Annotated in this window: 13 protein-coding genes; 5 read left to right on the plus strand and 8 right to left on the minus strand. The window is 65.8% G+C overall.

Features of this window, described 5'->3' with window-relative positions; translation table 11 throughout:
• Positions 1-59: 59 nt before the first annotated feature.
• Genes ACOABP_RS17185 through hpnI form a run of 4 tightly spaced genes read right to left on the minus strand, consistent with a single transcriptional unit; the run spans position 60 to position 4,498 of the window.
• Positions 60-1,040, minus strand: coding sequence for a lysylphosphatidylglycerol synthase domain-containing protein (locus ACOABP_RS17185; protein ID WP_474227870.1), 981 nt, complete (start codon positions 1,038-1,040; stop codon positions 60-62).
• 2 nt (positions 1,041-1,042) lie between these two features.
• Positions 1,043-1,864, minus strand: a complete 822-nt coding sequence (gene hpnK, locus ACOABP_RS17190) for a hopanoid biosynthesis-associated protein HpnK (RefSeq protein ID WP_474226359.1) — start codon at positions 1,862-1,864, stop codon at positions 1,043-1,045.
• Between the two features lie 4 nt (positions 1,865-1,868).
• Positions 1,869-3,290 carry a hopanoid biosynthesis associated radical SAM protein HpnJ gene (gene hpnJ, locus ACOABP_RS17195; RefSeq protein ID WP_474226360.1) on the minus strand — a complete coding sequence of 474 codons (1,422 nt, stop codon included), beginning with the start codon at positions 3,288-3,290 and terminating at the stop codon, positions 1,869-1,871.
• Positions 3,287-4,498, minus strand: a complete 1,212-nt coding sequence (gene hpnI / locus ACOABP_RS17200) for a bacteriohopanetetrol glucosamine biosynthesis glycosyltransferase HpnI (RefSeq protein ID WP_474226361.1) — start codon at positions 4,496-4,498, stop codon at positions 3,287-3,289. The genes hpnJ and hpnI overlap by 4 nt, the downstream gene beginning before the upstream one ends.
• 513 nt (positions 4,499-5,011) lie before the next feature.
• Here hpnI and ACOABP_RS17205 point away from each other — a divergent pair.
• Together ACOABP_RS17205 and ACOABP_RS17210 are read left to right on the plus strand one after the other, a co-directional pair.
• The gene (locus tag ACOABP_RS17205) at positions 5,012-5,716 is read left to right on the plus strand and encodes a glycoside hydrolase family 25 protein (RefSeq protein WP_474226362.1); all 705 of its coding nucleotides are present in this window, start codon (positions 5,012-5,014) and stop codon (positions 5,714-5,716) included.
• A complete protein-coding gene (locus ACOABP_RS17210; RefSeq protein WP_474226363.1) occupies positions 5,709-7,325 on the plus strand; it encodes a hypothetical protein in 1,617 nt (538 codons plus the stop codon). The genes ACOABP_RS17205 and ACOABP_RS17210 overlap by 8 nt, the downstream gene beginning before the upstream one ends.
• A gap of 126 nt (positions 7,326-7,451) precedes the next feature.
• Here ACOABP_RS17210 and ACOABP_RS17215 read toward each other — a convergent pair whose 3' ends face one another.
• Positions 7,452-8,132: a hypothetical protein gene (locus tag ACOABP_RS17215; protein WP_474226364.1), complete on the minus strand. Its 681-nt coding sequence runs from the start codon at positions 8,130-8,132 to the stop codon at positions 7,452-7,454.
• Between the two features lie 252 nt (positions 8,133-8,384).
• Between ACOABP_RS17215 and ACOABP_RS17220 the strand changes: the two genes are divergently transcribed.
• Positions 8,385-8,975: a hypothetical protein gene (locus ACOABP_RS17220; protein WP_474226365.1), complete on the plus strand. Its 591-nt coding sequence runs from the start codon at positions 8,385-8,387 to the stop codon at positions 8,973-8,975.
• Positions 8,976-9,083: 108 nt separating this feature from the next.
• Here the strand turns inward: ACOABP_RS17220 and gdhA are convergent, their stop codons facing one another.
• Positions 9,084-10,427, minus strand: a complete 1,344-nt coding sequence (gdhA, locus tag ACOABP_RS17225) for an NADP-specific glutamate dehydrogenase (RefSeq protein ID WP_066737878.1) — start codon at positions 10,425-10,427, stop codon at positions 9,084-9,086.
• A 394-nt stretch (positions 10,428-10,821) separates the two neighbouring features.
• Here gdhA and ACOABP_RS17230 point away from each other — a divergent pair, with 394 nt between their 5' ends.
• Positions 10,822-11,409, plus strand: a complete 588-nt coding sequence (locus tag ACOABP_RS17230) for a J domain-containing protein (protein WP_474226367.1) — start codon at positions 10,822-10,824, stop codon at positions 11,407-11,409.
• 84 nt (positions 11,410-11,493) lie between these two features.
• On the opposite strand, the gene ACOABP_RS17235 is transcribed toward ACOABP_RS17230, so the two are convergent.
• Both ACOABP_RS17235 and ACOABP_RS17240 read right to left on the minus strand, forming a co-directional pair.
• The gene (locus ACOABP_RS17235) at positions 11,494-11,796 is read right to left on the minus strand and encodes a hypothetical protein (protein WP_474226368.1); all 303 of its coding nucleotides are present in this window, start codon (positions 11,794-11,796) and stop codon (positions 11,494-11,496) included.
• Positions 11,797-11,960: 164 nt separating this feature from the next.
• On the minus strand, positions 11,961-13,862 hold the full coding sequence (locus ACOABP_RS17240; RefSeq protein WP_474226369.1) for an FUSC family protein: 1,902 nt from the start codon (positions 13,860-13,862) through the stop codon (positions 11,961-11,963).
• A gap of 124 nt (positions 13,863-13,986) precedes the next feature.
• Between ACOABP_RS17240 and ACOABP_RS17245 the strand changes: the two genes are divergently transcribed.
• Entirely contained in the window at positions 13,987-14,877 is an 891-nt protein-coding gene (locus ACOABP_RS17245) for a LysR substrate-binding domain-containing protein (protein ID WP_474226370.1), read from the plus strand.
• The last annotated feature ends 16 nt before the right edge of the window (positions 14,878-14,893 follow it).

A 14,893-nucleotide genomic window follows, 5' to 3' on the forward strand; every position in this document is an offset into this window, starting at 1 on the left:
AATCGCCAGATCGCCGGATCGCCGGATCGCCGGATGCGCAGGGCCGGCAGGCGGTAACGCTAGGCCTTGCGCATGCTGCGCCATTCGGCCCACTGCCAAGACAGCAGGGCCGGCACGCCGAACGCCAGTTCCCGGGCACGCTTCAGCAGCGCCAGTGCCAGCGAGGTTTGCGGCGCGATACCCAGGCCGGTGCCAAGTACCACGAGCACGGCTTCCTGCACGCCAAGGCCGGCGGGGATAAAGAATGCGATCTGGCGGGCGGCCAGGGTCAAGGCCTCGATCGCCAGCGCCGCACCGAAACTCACGGGATGGCCCAGCAGCGACAGTCCCCACCAGACTTCCAGCGTGCCGACGGCCAGCCCGGCCAGCTGCCATGCCAGTGTGCTGCACAGCGCCCGTCCGCGCCGGCATAGCGCGCGAATCTGGGCGTCCAGGCGCTTGCCATCGATCTGCGATGCCAGCCGGTGCTCGTGGCCCAGGATGCGGCGCGCGGCCGCTTCGAGTCGCGTAAACCATGCGCCGTGCCGCAGCGCGTAGGCAAACAGCGCGGGCACCGGCAGCGACAGCAGCAGCCCGATGGCAATCAGTACGCCGTGGTCGGTAAGCGGTGTTGTCGAGACCAGCAGCAGCACGCCGGCCAGCGCGAACAGGTAGTGCGCGAACATCGTCACCATGACTTCGATCACCACGCTGGCCGTGACGGCGCTGCCATCTGGCACGCGCCGCCACGCCAGGCGAATGCCGACGATCTCGCCGCCGATGCCGGCGCTTGGCAGCAGGCGCGTGACGGCCTCGCGCACGGTGGCAACCCACAGCAGGAAATGGGTCCCGGCCCGGGCAGTGGGGTCCGCCGGCGCCAGCAGCGTGCGCCATCCGCGCGCGTCGAACCATAACGCGGCCAGGTGGATCGGCACCAGCCACAGCAAGGGCCAGCCGGCATGCAACAGAATCTCGCCAACTTCGGCAAGCCCCGCCCGGGCCACCACGGCGGTGAGGATCAGCAATCCGGCCAGCGCGCCGGGTAGTGCAAGGCGTTTCAGCGTCATGCGGCAAGCAGGTCGGCGAAGCCGCCGCGACGAGGGGCCACGCGTTCGGCCGCCGCACGCACACGGGGCGACAGCAGCGCCGCCAGCTCGTCGGCATGCCGATAGCCGGACATCGATGCGCCGATGCGCGCGCCCGAGGTGACGGCCGGATGGCAATAGATCTCCACGACGCCATGCGGCAGTCGATCGAGCGCGGCAAGCAGGGCGGTTTCGTCCATTGCCCCGCTCGATGACAGCCCGAGCACGAAATCGTTGTGAGCGATGCCGGCGCGGTCCAGCCGCCGGTGCAGCAATGCCAGCCACGGGCGCAGGAACAGCGGCCCACCGGCCTCGCGCGGCAGCCGCATGGCGCGCAGTCCATAGTCGCGACCAATGCGCAGGATCAGCCCCAGCACGGTCGGATGCAAATGAAAGTGCTTGTGCGCGTTGACGTGGTCCAGCGGCAGGCCGGTAAGCGCGAAGGCTTCGAACTGGGCGCGGATCTCGGCAGCCAGTTGCTCGCGCAGCGCGGGATACAGCGCGAAGCGCACCCCATCGCGCACCATGGCATCGCCGAAGCGGCCATCGATATCGACCAGGTCGGGGATCGACTCCCAGGGCAGCGTCGACCAGCCATCGGCCAGCACCAGGTGCAGGCCAACACGCAACTCCGGCAGCCGCTGCGCACGTTGCACGGCATCGGCCGTGGCGGGCGCCCCGACCATCAGGCTGGCGGCATTGAGAATGCCTTCGCAATGCGCGCGTTCCACGGCCTCGTTGACGTCTTCGTGCAGGCCAAAGTCGTCGGCGGTAACAATCAGCATCCGGCGGCGGGTCATGGTCTCAGGCCTCGTGCGAATGCAGGAATCGGAAAAACTCCACGCCTTCGCGCAGGCGCCGCCGCGTCATGCTCCAGCTGCCCATCATCTCCCTGACGATTTCCCAGATCTTGCGCGGCCGGAAGTAGAAGCGCCGATAGAACGTTTCCACACCGTGATAGATCTCCTCGCGGCTCAGGTGCGGGTAGCTCAGGGCGGCCAGCTGCACGCCCTGGTCGTTCACCAGGTGGATCACCTTGTTGTCTTCGAGCCAGCCGTTGTCCACGGCCTGCCGGTACAGCGTGGTGCCCGGATAGGGCGCGGCCAGCGACACCTGGATCGTATGGGGATTGATTTCCTTGGCGTAGGCGATGGTCTTCTCGATGGTTTCGCGCGTCTCGCCGGGCAGCCCCAGGATAAACGTGCCGTGGATCTGGATGCCGAGCTTGCGGCAGTCGTCGGTGAAGCGCCGCGCGATGTCGGTACGTAGTCCTTTCTTGATATTCAGAAGAATCTGATCGTCACCGGATTCGTAGCCAACCAGCAGCAGCCGCAGGCCGTTGTCCTTCATGATCTTGAGCGTGCTGTAAGGCACGTTGGCCTTGGCATTGCACGACCAGGGCAGCCCGATCTGGCCCAGGCCCCGGGCAATCTCTTCCACGCGCGGCTTGAAGTCGGTGAAGGTGTCGTCGTCGAACATGATCTCGCGCACTTCGGGCATGTTCTCCTTGATCCACCTGACCTCCTCGATCACGCTCTGCGCCGATCTTGTGCGGTAGCGATGCCCGCCCACGGTCTGCGGCCACAGGCAGAACGTACAGCGCGAGCGGCAGCCGCGCCCGGTGTAGATCGACACATAGGGATGCAGCAGATAGCCGATGAAGTAGTTGCGGATCTTCAGGTCGCGCTTGTAGATCGGGGCCACGAATGGCAGTTCGTCCATATTTTCGATCATCGGCCGCGGTGGGTTGTGCTCGATCGATCCGTCCGGCAGGCGATAGCTGAGGCCGGCGATGTCTCGCAGCGGCTTGCCCGCCGCCACGTCCTGGCAGGTGTAGTCGAATTCCTCGCGGCACACGAAATCGATGGCCGTGGTGGCGGACAGCGTGCCGCCGGGGTCCACGGCGGCCTTTGCGCCCACCATGCCGATCAGCAGGCCGGGACGCCGCGCCTTGAGCTGCTCGGCGAACCGGGCGTCGGTGGGAAACGACGGCGTGCTGGTATGGATGATGACCAGCTCATAGCCCACTGCGATGTTCAGGGTCTGCTCCACGCCCAGCCCATCGGCCGGCGCGTCGAGCACGCGGCTGTCGGGCACAAGGGCCGCCGGTTGTGCCAGCCACGTGGGATACCAGAACGACTTGATCTCGCGCTTGGCCTGGTACCGCGATCCGGCGCCGCCATCGAACCCGTCGTACGAGGGCGCCTGCAGGAACAGCGTTTTCATCGGGATTTATCCTGTGGATGGGGATGTGGCAAGGCAACCAGGCTGCCGCCCATGGCGTGCGGCCCTCTCGCGGAGGCGATGCCGGGGTGGCTCTCGGTTGCGTCTGCCGCGCCGGGCAGATGGGGACTGTCGGCGGTGGCCATCACGTGGCCGCGCCAATGCACGTGCCCGTTGCCCAGCGCGGCGGCCCATTCGACCAGCAGCAGTGCGTCGCGCAGTGGCGCCATCAGGGCCTTGCCGACGCTGCCCGCCACGGCGCAACGCGCCAGCGCGCCGGCCATCGCAATGACAAAGACCACCGGCAGCGGGGCCAGCAGGCAGCCCAGCAGCAGCATCGGCCAGGTGAACGTCAGGAACATGAAGTAGAAGCCGGGGGCGCTTAGCGACCGGATCGTGCGCAGCCATCGCAGTTCGTGGCGCCACAGCGCGGGCAGGCTGGTCTCGATCACATCGGTTTGCACCACCACTTCGGACAGCACGGTCTGCCAGCCCGACTGGCGGGTGAGTTCGCCAAGCCAGAAATCGTCGGCCAGGCGGTTGGCCAGCGCGTGGAAGCCGCCGATGGCGTTGAGCGTGTCGCGCCGCAGGGCAATCGTCGCGCCAAAGCCGAACCGCCTCGAACCGCCCGCGTGAGCCACGCGCACCGATGGCGCAAACCAGTCGTCGATGAACGCGGCGCCCAGCCGCGACCACAGGTTGTCGACCGAGCGGCCGCGATACAGGCACGTGACCACGCCGACATGGGGATCGCTCAACGGGCCGGCCAGGCGCTGCAGATAGTCGGGCGGCACCGCGATATCGCTGTCGGCGATCACCAGGTGATCGTGGCGGGCGGCACGGAAAAGGTTGATCAGGTTGCTGACTTTCGGATTCCGGCCATGGATGCGGGAATCGATGACCAGCGCGATATCGCCATCGGGAAACTCGGCCTGCAGCCGGCGTACGACGTCGATGGCCGGGTCATCGGCGGCACAGACCCCGAAGACCAGCTGAAAGCATGGATGTTGCTGACGGCACAGCCCGGTCAGGTTTTCGTACAGGTGCGGCTCGGCGCCGCACAGCGGCTTGAGCACCGAGACCGGCGCGAAGTGCCGGGGCAGGGCGCGCGGATCGGGGTGACGCCGGCTGAGGCTGGCGGCGACGATGGCATACACCGTGGTGGCTTCGACCAGCAGTTGGCCCACGGTAGCTGTCCAGACGGCACTCATGGCTTGCCCCTCGCGTGCGAGATGATCCCATCAGATCCTGACGTAAAGCCTCGGGAATGCTGCCGCCCATCGCGCAACCTCGTGCGACCGGCGCCCATCCGGCTCTCGCCTTGTCTGGGCCACTTTGTCACCCCGTCGTTAAGAGGACATTAACCTCCCGCAAATTATTCCGTGGCCGGGCAAGCCATTGGCGGGCAATGAAAATCATTGTCCATAACGTTCTCAATTGGCGCCCGCGCCATGGGAAGGCGCTCCGGCGTGGTGGATCCGGCATGGCGGGCCGGCTGCCTGAGAAAAATCGCATGCAAGTCAGCCTTCAAAAAATGGCAGCACGAGGTCATCCACCTGGTTGAGATGGTTTACCCGACCCGTTGCCTATGCTTCCAACGGGTAAGCGATGGCAGGTCGCCAAACGTCCGGCAGCGGGCCTCGCCCGGCCCGGGTGTGCGCAGCCATGTACGGCTTGCCGAGGGTTGCGCCGTGGCTTGATTGGCACTGAATCGGGAGCGTGCGATGCCAGAAACCCTGCCAGGATCGATCGATGTGATCATCGACATCAACCATGACAACCCCTTCGACGCCGCCAAGGCCAGGAACGCGGGAGTCAGGGCGGTCATCCACAAGGCCAGCGAAGGCGCGACCTTCCAGGACCCGGCATACCGCAAGCGGCGCCAGGACGCACTGGCCGCCGGGCTGCTGTGGGGCGCCTACCATTTCTCCAGCGCCCGCACGGCAGCCGATCAGGCCGAGAATTTCCTGGCGGCGACGCAGTTCGGCGATCCGGCCGTGGACAACAGTGCGACGCTGTTCTGTCTCGATTTCGAACCCAGTTCGAGCGGGCCGGACATGACGCTGGATCAGGCCCATGACTTCGTGGTCCGCATCAAGGACAAGACCGGCCGCTGGCCGATGATCTACGGCGGCAACATGCTGCGCGACGCCGTGCAGGCGCATGGCGCCGACCCCATCCTCAAGAATTGCCCGCTCTGGTATGCACGGTACCGGAACCAGCCGTTGGGCATCCCCACGGATACCTGGCCGCACTTCACGCTCTGGCAATACACCGACGGCAAGCTCGGGCCTGCGCCGCACGCGTTTTCCGGGATGTCCGCCTCCGATCGCGACTGCTATATGGGCGCTGAAGCCGACCTGAAGGCGGCATGGCCGTTTGCCGATTACTTCAAGACGGCACCGGGCGCGAATGACCAGAATGGGTAGCGCCTTCCGGCGGGGCCGGATTGTCTGGGGCCTGGTTCTGCTGGCGCTCTGCGCCTGCGCGCCCAACAGCGCCTATCGCACCCATCTGGTGGACATCGATTCGGACAAAAGCTGCGAGCGCCCCGGCATCGGCACGACGGACACCCCGCCGATGCCGCAGACGTGCGAGCAGGTCACGCCGGAAGCGGTGAAAGGCCTCTACGAATTGCACTTCGTCGAATTCGACGACCAGGGCTGGCTGTTTCCCGACGCGGCAGCGGCGCCGGCGGTTGCCGATGCGCTGTCGTTCACCCCGTCGGACCAGATCGAGCATCTGATGAAGCGGCTGCGGTTCCTGCTGGATGGGGGAAAGGACCTGAGCATCGTCGTGTTCGTCCATGGCTGGAAACATAACGCGCGCGCCGACGACGTCAACGTGCAGGAATTCCGTGCCTTGCTGGAAGCTGCCGGCGCCGAGGAACGCGACCGGGCCGGCCCCGGTGGCACGCCGAGAACTGTGGTGGGCGTCTACGTGGCGTGGCGGGGCAAGTCCTGGGCGATCCCGGACCCGGTGCTGAGCCTGACATTCTGGGCGCGCAAGGAGGCGGCGCGGCGTGTGTCGATCGGGTCGTCGCGCGAGCTGTTCGCGCGATTGCGTTCGCTGCGGACGTACTACAACCAGCCGCCGGGCCCGGGGATGGCCCCGGACGCGGCGCCGGCGCCTGCCGCGGCGGCGGTCCGGGCACCTGTCGTCGCACAGACCGGCGCGTTGTCCGAGCAAGGCCCGCAGCGCCCGCGCATCCGCACGCTGATGATCGGTCATAGCTTTGGCGGCCTGATCCTGTATGCGGCCATGTCCGGATCGCTGATCGAGTCGCTCACCGCCCAGCGCGACCTGGCCCGTCCGGGCGTCAGGCCGGCCATGCCGGAGCGGCCGGCCGACATGATCCTGCTGATCAATCCCGCCTTCGAGGCATCGCGCTACGAGGCGCTTTATCACGTATCTAGCCGCTACGCGCCGCCAACGTTCCAGCCGCCATTGCTGGTGTCGGTCACATCGACCAAGGATTGGGCCACGGGTATCGCGTTTCCGATCGGGCGTTCCGTCAACACGCTGTTCGAACACGAGACCACGCCGGAGCAGGGCACCGCCATGAAAAAGACGCCCGGCCATATGGACCACTACCTGACCCACCGGCTGCACGCGCAAGCGCCCGGCGTGGCACCGGAGCCCGGTGGCGCGGGTCAGTCCGGGATGCCAGCCCCGGCGGACAGCGCGCAGTGCCTGGGCTGGAAATCGGAGGCCGAACTGAAACTGCTGCACGGCGATGCGCTTGGCCAGGCCGTGCGTCTGAACAAGAGGCTCGAAGCGGAAAACACCGCGGCGTTCTTCCGGCAGAACCTTGGGCCGGACCACCTGCTGAAGCCGGGCTGGGCACGCACGTTCTGCGGCGGCAGCTATCTGGCACCGGTTGCCGGGGGGAGTGCAGGCGGGGCGATGCTCGCCAATACCATGGTCTGGAACGTCCAGGTCGACGGCGATGTCATCCGGAACCACGACGACGTGATGAATCCGGTATTCCGCGCTTTCATGCGTCAGCTGTACGCCGATGTCTCCACGCACCCGTGATGCCATGCGCCACGGAAGACAGCGGGCTGTCCGAATGAAAAAAGCCGACGTGCAATCGGGCACATCGGCTTTCTTCCAGACGTCGCGCCAGGGTCCGGTTGGCCGGAACCTGGCGCGGCGCGCCAATCAGAACAGCGCTTCGGTGATATCGACGCTCTCGTTCGGGAAGATGTTCTGCCACACCACTGGCTTCTTGTCAGAAATCAGCGGCAGGGCACCGCGCCAGTCCTGGGTCAGCGGGGCGTTTTCATAGCCCACGCGCAGCTTGTCGATGGCTTCGCGGTACTGCGCCACGGTCTTCCAGTTGCTACCCGATGCGCGCTGCAGGAAGGCCTTCAGCTTCTCGGGGGGATTCACCACCTTGCACTCGAACGGCACGTTGACCGCCACCGACTTCTTCGGCACGCCTTCGGTGACCGTCTCGGCCTTGCCCGTCGTGCAGACCGTGCGCTTCTGGGCATCGTGCAGGCTCTGCATGAACTTGACGACGGTAGGCTCCAGCGCGGCCTTGTCCGCATCGGACATCTTCAGCTGTTCCAGGAAGACAGGCGCCAGATCCTTGGCGTAATCCTTGTCTGCCTCGAGCTTCTCCGGAATGTTGATGAAGTCGCCTGGGGCCTTGTTGGCGACGCGCACCGGGCGCGTGTAGTCGTTGAGCGACTTCATGGCTGCCGGATCGGCCTGAATCAGCGTACGCAGGAACAGGTCCGTGACGGCTTCCGGCGATTGCGCCGGGGCTGCCGCGTGGGCGGTGCCTGCTGCGGCCAATGCGGCAGCCGTCAGGACGCGGAGGGTAATCGCTTTCATTTGCTGCTTTCCTTCGGTGTTTTGTCACCCCATGAGGGGGTGAAGCTACGGATTCGGCCACCGGTACGACCTGGCTCCCGGGCACGCCCGGATCGGGTTTGCCAACGGCCGAATATGTATTTTAAGGCGCTTTATATGTGATGTATATGCCTTAAAATGGCTAATATGCTACATTTATCGCGCCTATTCCGGCCTTCGATCGATGCCATGGCTGCTAGGCTGTTCCCGCTTTCACTCAGGATGTTTTTGCCGATGTTCCGTTTCAAGGCGATCCACTTCGCCAAATCCGCCACGACCCTCCCGACGTTCCCAGCCTTCAGGACCGTCACCACGGTGACCACGGTTGCCGCGCTGCTGGCGCTTGCCGCCACGGCCGCTGCCCACGCAGCCGGCCCGGCTGCTTCCGTAAAGCAGTCCGCGCCGGCCGCAAGCACCGCTGCCGAGTATTTGCCCGCTGCCGCGGACTTCGTCGGCAAGTGGAAGCTCTATGGCGCAGCCGTTCGCGCGCCGTCAGACCTGCCGGCGCCGGCCACCCCCGCCCAGACCGCCGAGGCAACCGCCAGGCAGCGGACCCTGCTGACCTTCTACCGCGCGTTCGACTACCTGGAAATCAGCGCCGATGGCCGCTTCAACTTCCATCAGCCAGGCGAGAAGCCGGGCGATGCCTGCGCCTGGTGTGGCAACTGGTCATTCCACGACGATTCGTTGTGGCTCGACCTGCCGACCATGCCCCGGCTCGATATCTACGCGCCGGACGGCAAGATGCAAATGACGTATGGCGCAGAAGTTGGCGAATCGGCGATGTTCCGTTGGCAGGTGGTCGGCTGGGCCAAGGTTCGGTAGGGAAATCGGCAGAACCAGGCGCCAAAACCAGGCGCCAAGAAAAAAGCGACGGGGTTTCCCTCGTCGCTTTTTCTTTGGAACCGCCCCAGGCGCTATCGCCTGTGCCGGTCAGATCACGCCTTGCGCCAGCATGGCGTCGGCCACCTTGACGAAGCCCGCGATATTGGCGCCTTCCACATAGTTGATATAGCCGTCGTCCTTCTGGCCGTAGTGGATGCAGTTGCCATGGATGTCTTTCATGATGGCGTGCAGCTTCTCGTCGATCTCGGCGTGGTGCCAGGCCAGGCGCATCGCGTTCTGCGACATCTCCAGGCCCGAAGTGGCCACGCCGCCGGCATTGCTGGCCTTGCCCGGCGCGTACAGGATGCGCGCGGCCACGAAGCGATCCACGGCATCTAGCGTCGACGGCATGTTGGCACCCTCGGCCACGCAGAACACACCGTTCGACAGCAGGCGCTCGGCGTCGTGGCCGTCCAGTTCGTTCTGGGTGGCGCACGGCAGCGCCACGTCGGCGGGTACGTGCCAGGGCGTCTTGCCGGCCTCGAAACGCAGGTCGTGCTGCGCGGCAAAGTCGGCCAGGCGTCCGCGCGTCTCGTTCTTGAACGTCATCAGCGCGGCCAGCTGCTCGCTGTCCATGCCCTGCGGGAAGTGCAGCACGCCGCCGGAGTCCGACACGGTCAGCACCTTGGCGCCCAGTTCGATGGCCTTTTCGGCCGCGTACTGCGCCACGTTGCCCGAGCCCGATAGCAGCACGCGCAGGCCATTGAATTCGCGGCCGCGTCGGTGCAGCATCTCCTGCGCGAAGTACACCGTGCCGTAGCCGGTGGCCTCGGGGCGCATCAGGCTGCCGCCAAACGCCAGCCCCTTGCCCGTAAACACGCAGGCCGACTGGTTTGTCAGCTTCTTCATCATGCCGGCCATGAAGCCCACCTCGCGTGCGCCCACGCCGATGTCACCGGCCGGCACGTCGGTATCGGGCCCCAGGTGACGATGCAGTTCGGCGATCAGCGCCTGGCAGAAGCGCATCACTTCGGCGTCCGACTTGCCCTTGGGATCGAAATCCGATCCGCCCTTGCCGCCGCCCATCGGCAGCGTAGTCAGCGCGTTCTTGAAGGTCTGCTCGAAACCCAGGAACTTCAGCACCGACAGGTTCACGGTCGGGTGAAAGCGCATGCCACCCTTGTACGGGCCGATGGCCGAACTGTGCTGCACACGGAAGGCGCGATTGACCTGCACCTGGCCGCGGTCGTCGGTCCAGGCTACACGGAACTGGATCACGCGCTCGGGTTCCACCAGCCGTTCCAGCAGCGCCTGTTCGCGGTAGCGCGTGTTGCGCTCGACGAACGGCCACAAGGTCATCATGACCTCCTTCACAGCCTGGAAGAATTCGGGCTGGTCGGGGTCACGCCGGGCAACGCCGGCCAGGAAGGAATCGAGGGAGTGGAAAGTCACGATGTCTCGGTATTGTCTTGGGTACTGTTGTGGCGCCTGCGCCTGCCGCAGAGGCTGGCGGCCGGGCCGTCCTGGATTGGCGCGTCGGATGGGCGCCGTGGCATGCAATGCGGGTGGGCAACCCGGGCGGAAGCACGGGAGCGGGCAGATGCCGTCAATGTCCGGACATTGATGCTTGTGGCTGGATGTCTGGAGCAGGCACGAAGCTTAGCACCAGAATGGGGCGGTCCGTATCGAAAACATGATGCCGCCGCCATACGGATGGGCGTCCACGCGCTTCGCGCCGGGCCGAAAGTGGACCAGCCGTGGCAGGAGAAATCGGGCCGGAAACCGCGCTGGAACGCCGTGCTAGCATGAGCGCGTTCTTCCGCCGCACCCCTATCGCACCTATCCCATGACTACGCTTTACGCGACGCTTGGCGTCCAGTCCGATGCCACCCTGGACGAGATCAAGCTCGCCTACCGCCGCGCCGCCATGAAGTGGCATCCGGATCGCAATCGGGGTCGTGAAGCCGATGCCCACGCGGCTTTCCAGCAGATTCGGGACGCCTATTCGATCCTGTCCGACGCCGAGCAGCGCCAGGTGTACGACGACGTTTTCGAGCGGGAAATGCGTCGCTGGGAATCGGAGCACGCCGCCGAGATGGAGGCCGAAGAGGCGCAGGAGCGAGAGGTCCAGGAAGCGGCCCGGCGTGTCGCGCAGGAGCACTACGAGAAGATGGTTGCCATCGCCATGCGCTTTGCCGACGACGGGCACGGCCGCGACGTGCTGTTTGGCGTGCTGCTGGGCCGGGACTGCGAGCCGGAGCTTGCCGGCCGCATCGCCGACAGTGTCTGGGCTTTGCATGAGTCGCGCAAGATGGCCGACATGCCCAAGACCCCCGAGACCCCGGAGAACACCGCCCAGTCGGATGCCGGCACCGCTCGCGCGGAAAAACCCGCCTTCGAATCGTTCTGGGAAGGCCTGTTCAGGTTCCGCTGAGCATAAAAAAACCGCGTCCCGAGGGACGCGGTACAAGTCTCATCTCACTGAGAACAAAGCAGAAAAGAAGCAGGAGCAGGCAGATCAGGCGCTGTGGGCCGGCGGTGCCGAGACACCGGTGCGGTCAAGGCCGGCGATGGTGCGGGCCCCGTCGGTGTACGGATCGGGCTTGCGCGTGCCATAGGCACCCTGGCTGTAGACATCGCGCTTTTCCAGCACGTTGGCGCCTTCGGTAAAGACGTCGCGGGGGCCGTTGTGCATGCTGTAGCCATAGCGGTCGGCATCGACGCCGCGGTCTTGCATGCCGTGGCCGGATTGCGCGGCGGCCAGCGTGCAGGCGCAGAGCATCGTGGTGGCAAGCAGGGATTTGATCGTGTAGTTGTGCATTTCTGGTCTTCAACAGATTGGGTGGACGGCGCGTCTGGCGGGGGTGGGGGGGGAGGACGCGCCGTCCGGGACGCCTTGTGGGCGATGTCGCATCGGAGTGGTGCGGCACGAGACGAAGTGTAGGCTGCCTCATGCATTCCTGTGATGATTTAAAAAATCATCTATCAGTCGGTTTTTTCATGTGTCTGCAACGTGAGGCCAAGCACCACGAGCGCGCATTGAACGTCGGCTGCCAGGGCCCGATCCTGCAGCGCGGCAAGTTGTGCCAGCGACGTCTCGATCCACGCATGCAAGGCATCCGGTGCCTCAACGGTGTGTCCGGCCTTGATGCGCGCGCGGAAATGGCGGGCCACGATACCCAGCACCCTACGCACTGGCTTGCGGGCTGACACGGGCAGCGATGGCAGCGCGCGTTGCAGGGTCAGCGTGCAATAGCCAATCTGCAGCTCGGTGAAGCCGTCCGACGCCAGGCGGCCACCGCCGGCGCCGAGCCGTGGCATCAGTTGCCCCAGGCGATCCAGCATGCCAGCGCCGACACGGGTATGGGCATCGGCGGCACGCCAGGTGGCGGCTCGCGCCAGATCCTGCCAGCTGGCGCGGATCAGCCGCTGCGCGGCCACGTGTGCGCCAAACGGTCGCGCGAGCATGGCCCAGAGCGGCGCGAACAACATCGCGGCGGCATTTGCCAGGTTCGTGTTGAACAGGCCGACGAAATTGGCGTCGTAGACCGTCTGCACATTGGCAAATGACGCGGTATTGACCGATAGCAGCATGGCGATCAGGTTGAAGCCGGGCCGCTGGATCAGCAGGCCGATGCCCAGGTAGGGCACCGACAGCATGCCGGCCAGTGTTTCGAACGTCTGCGCGTGCGGCACCACCATGAACAGGTAGAACGACGAGATCAGCAGGCAGATCGCGGCCCAGCGGACGAATGATCGCGCCACGGGGCGCGGCTCGTCGATGGTGGCGAAGAAGCAGCAGGCGATGGCCGATACGGCCACCGGGCCGCCACCGTCCTCCCAGCCCGAGAAGATCCACAACAGGCCTGTGCAGAACACGGCCAGGCCAGCCGATACCGCGCCAAACACCAGCATGGCGTGGTCGTGATGCAGGGTGTCTCCTTCGGGTTCGTGCTCGTGCCCGGTTGCGCTGCCGGGGGGCTCGCTCATCGACGGCTTGCCCTGCGGCGCGTCCGGGCGGTCGACAATGCGCTGCCGCAAGTCGGCGCACGCACGCATCAGGATGGCGTGCCGGGTGCCCAGCAAGGCGGCCGCCTGCTCCAGCGCCGGACGCGGCAGTCGGGGCGCCCGGGTATCGCGCAGCGCCTGCAGCACGCTTTCCAGGCCGGACAGTACCGGCATCAGTCGCGACATGCGGCCGCGCAGTGCGCGTGCGTGGTCCACGGCCTGCTGGCTCTCGATATCGAACGACAGGTGCACGATCAGCTGGTCCAGGGCCAGCATGTCGGCCGCCAGGCGATGCCTGCTGACGGCCGCGCGGGGGTTGGCGGCGACGATATCGCTGGCCCAGGCTGCCGCATCGTCCAGCCAGATGCGCGCCCGTTCGCGCAGCGCAGGCGCCACCTTGGCCGGAAACACGATGGCACCGACCAGGCTCGCGCAGACAATGCCGATCACGATTTCCTCGATGCGGGCCACGGCGATATCGAAGATGTCGGCCGGCTGCATGACGGCCGGCAGCGCGACGATCGGCAAGGTATAGGCCGCCAGCAGGAACACATAGCTGCGTGGCGTGCGCTGCAGCATCGACAGGTAGACCAGCGCCATGATCCACAGCGCGATGGCGCCCATCAGCACGATCGGCATGTTCACCAGTTGCGGCACGGTAATCACGGCCGCCATCGCGCCAAGTATGGTGCCGGCCACGCGATAGGCGGCCTTCGAGCGCGTGGCGCCCGTGAGCGGGTTCGAGACGAAATAGACCGTGGCCATGGCCCAGTACGGGCGCGGCAGGCCGAACGACAGTGCGATATAGAGCGCCAGCATCGCGGCAGCGAATGCCTTCAGCGAAAACAGCCACTGTCGGGCATGCGGCCAGCTAGCCATGATTGTGATGCGCCGGGGGTCCGGCAATTGGGGGCGTAGGACGGGCAGTGTAGTCGCCCGGCAAAGATTCCATACATGATTTAAAATTCGCGTCGTCAGTCGAAATATTCATGAGAGGCCAGTCATGCCGATAGACATCCGGGCGTTGCGCTACTTCGTGGAGACCGCGCGCCTGAAAAGCTTCACTCAGGCGGCATCGTCGCTCTACGTCACGCAATCGACCATCAGCAAGATGGTCAAGCAGCTGGAAGACGAGATCGGCCAGCCGCTGCTGATCCGCGAAGGCAAGTCGGTGCGGCTGACCGACGTGGGCAGGGTGGTGTACGACCGGGGCCAGGAGGCGCTGGGCGTGGTGCACCGGCTGACGCTGGAAGTGGCGGATCTGTCATCGCTGGGGCGCGGCCAGCTGACCGTGGGCATCCCGCCAATGGTCAACCTGTTCTTCTCGCCTGCCGTCAGCGCCTTTCGCAAGCGCTATCCCAACCTGCAACTGACGTTGTCCGAGCACGGCGGGCAGGTGGTCGAGCAACAGGTGGCGAATGGCGAACTTGAAGTGGGCGCCACGGTGCTGCCCGGCGATACCGGCCTGGCGCTGGAAACGCGGCAGTTCGCAAAATATCCAATCTGGGCGGTCGGGCCGCATCGCGCTGCCTGGGCCAGCGGCCGCACGGTGACGCTGGAGGCGCTGCGCGACGAACCGCTGGTCATGCTGACCGACGAGTTCTCGCTGACGCGCAAGCTGCGGCAGGCCTTTCTGGAAGCGCGCATCGAGCCGCACGTGGTGGCGCAAAGCGGCCACTGGGATTTCCTGGCGTCGATGGCCGCCGCCGGACTGGGCACGACGTTCCTGCCCGAACCGCTGCTCAAGCGCCTGGAAACCCGCGACAAGCTCGCCGTGGCCCGCCTGACCGAACCGACCATGGACTGGGCCCTGGCCCACATCTGGTCGCCGGGACGCTACCTGTCGCACGCGGCCCGTGCGTGGCTGGACGTGTGCGAAGAAGTGATGGGGTAGGGCGGCCCTGCAGGCG

The organism is Cupriavidus sp. HE11, from assembly GCF_056097175.1.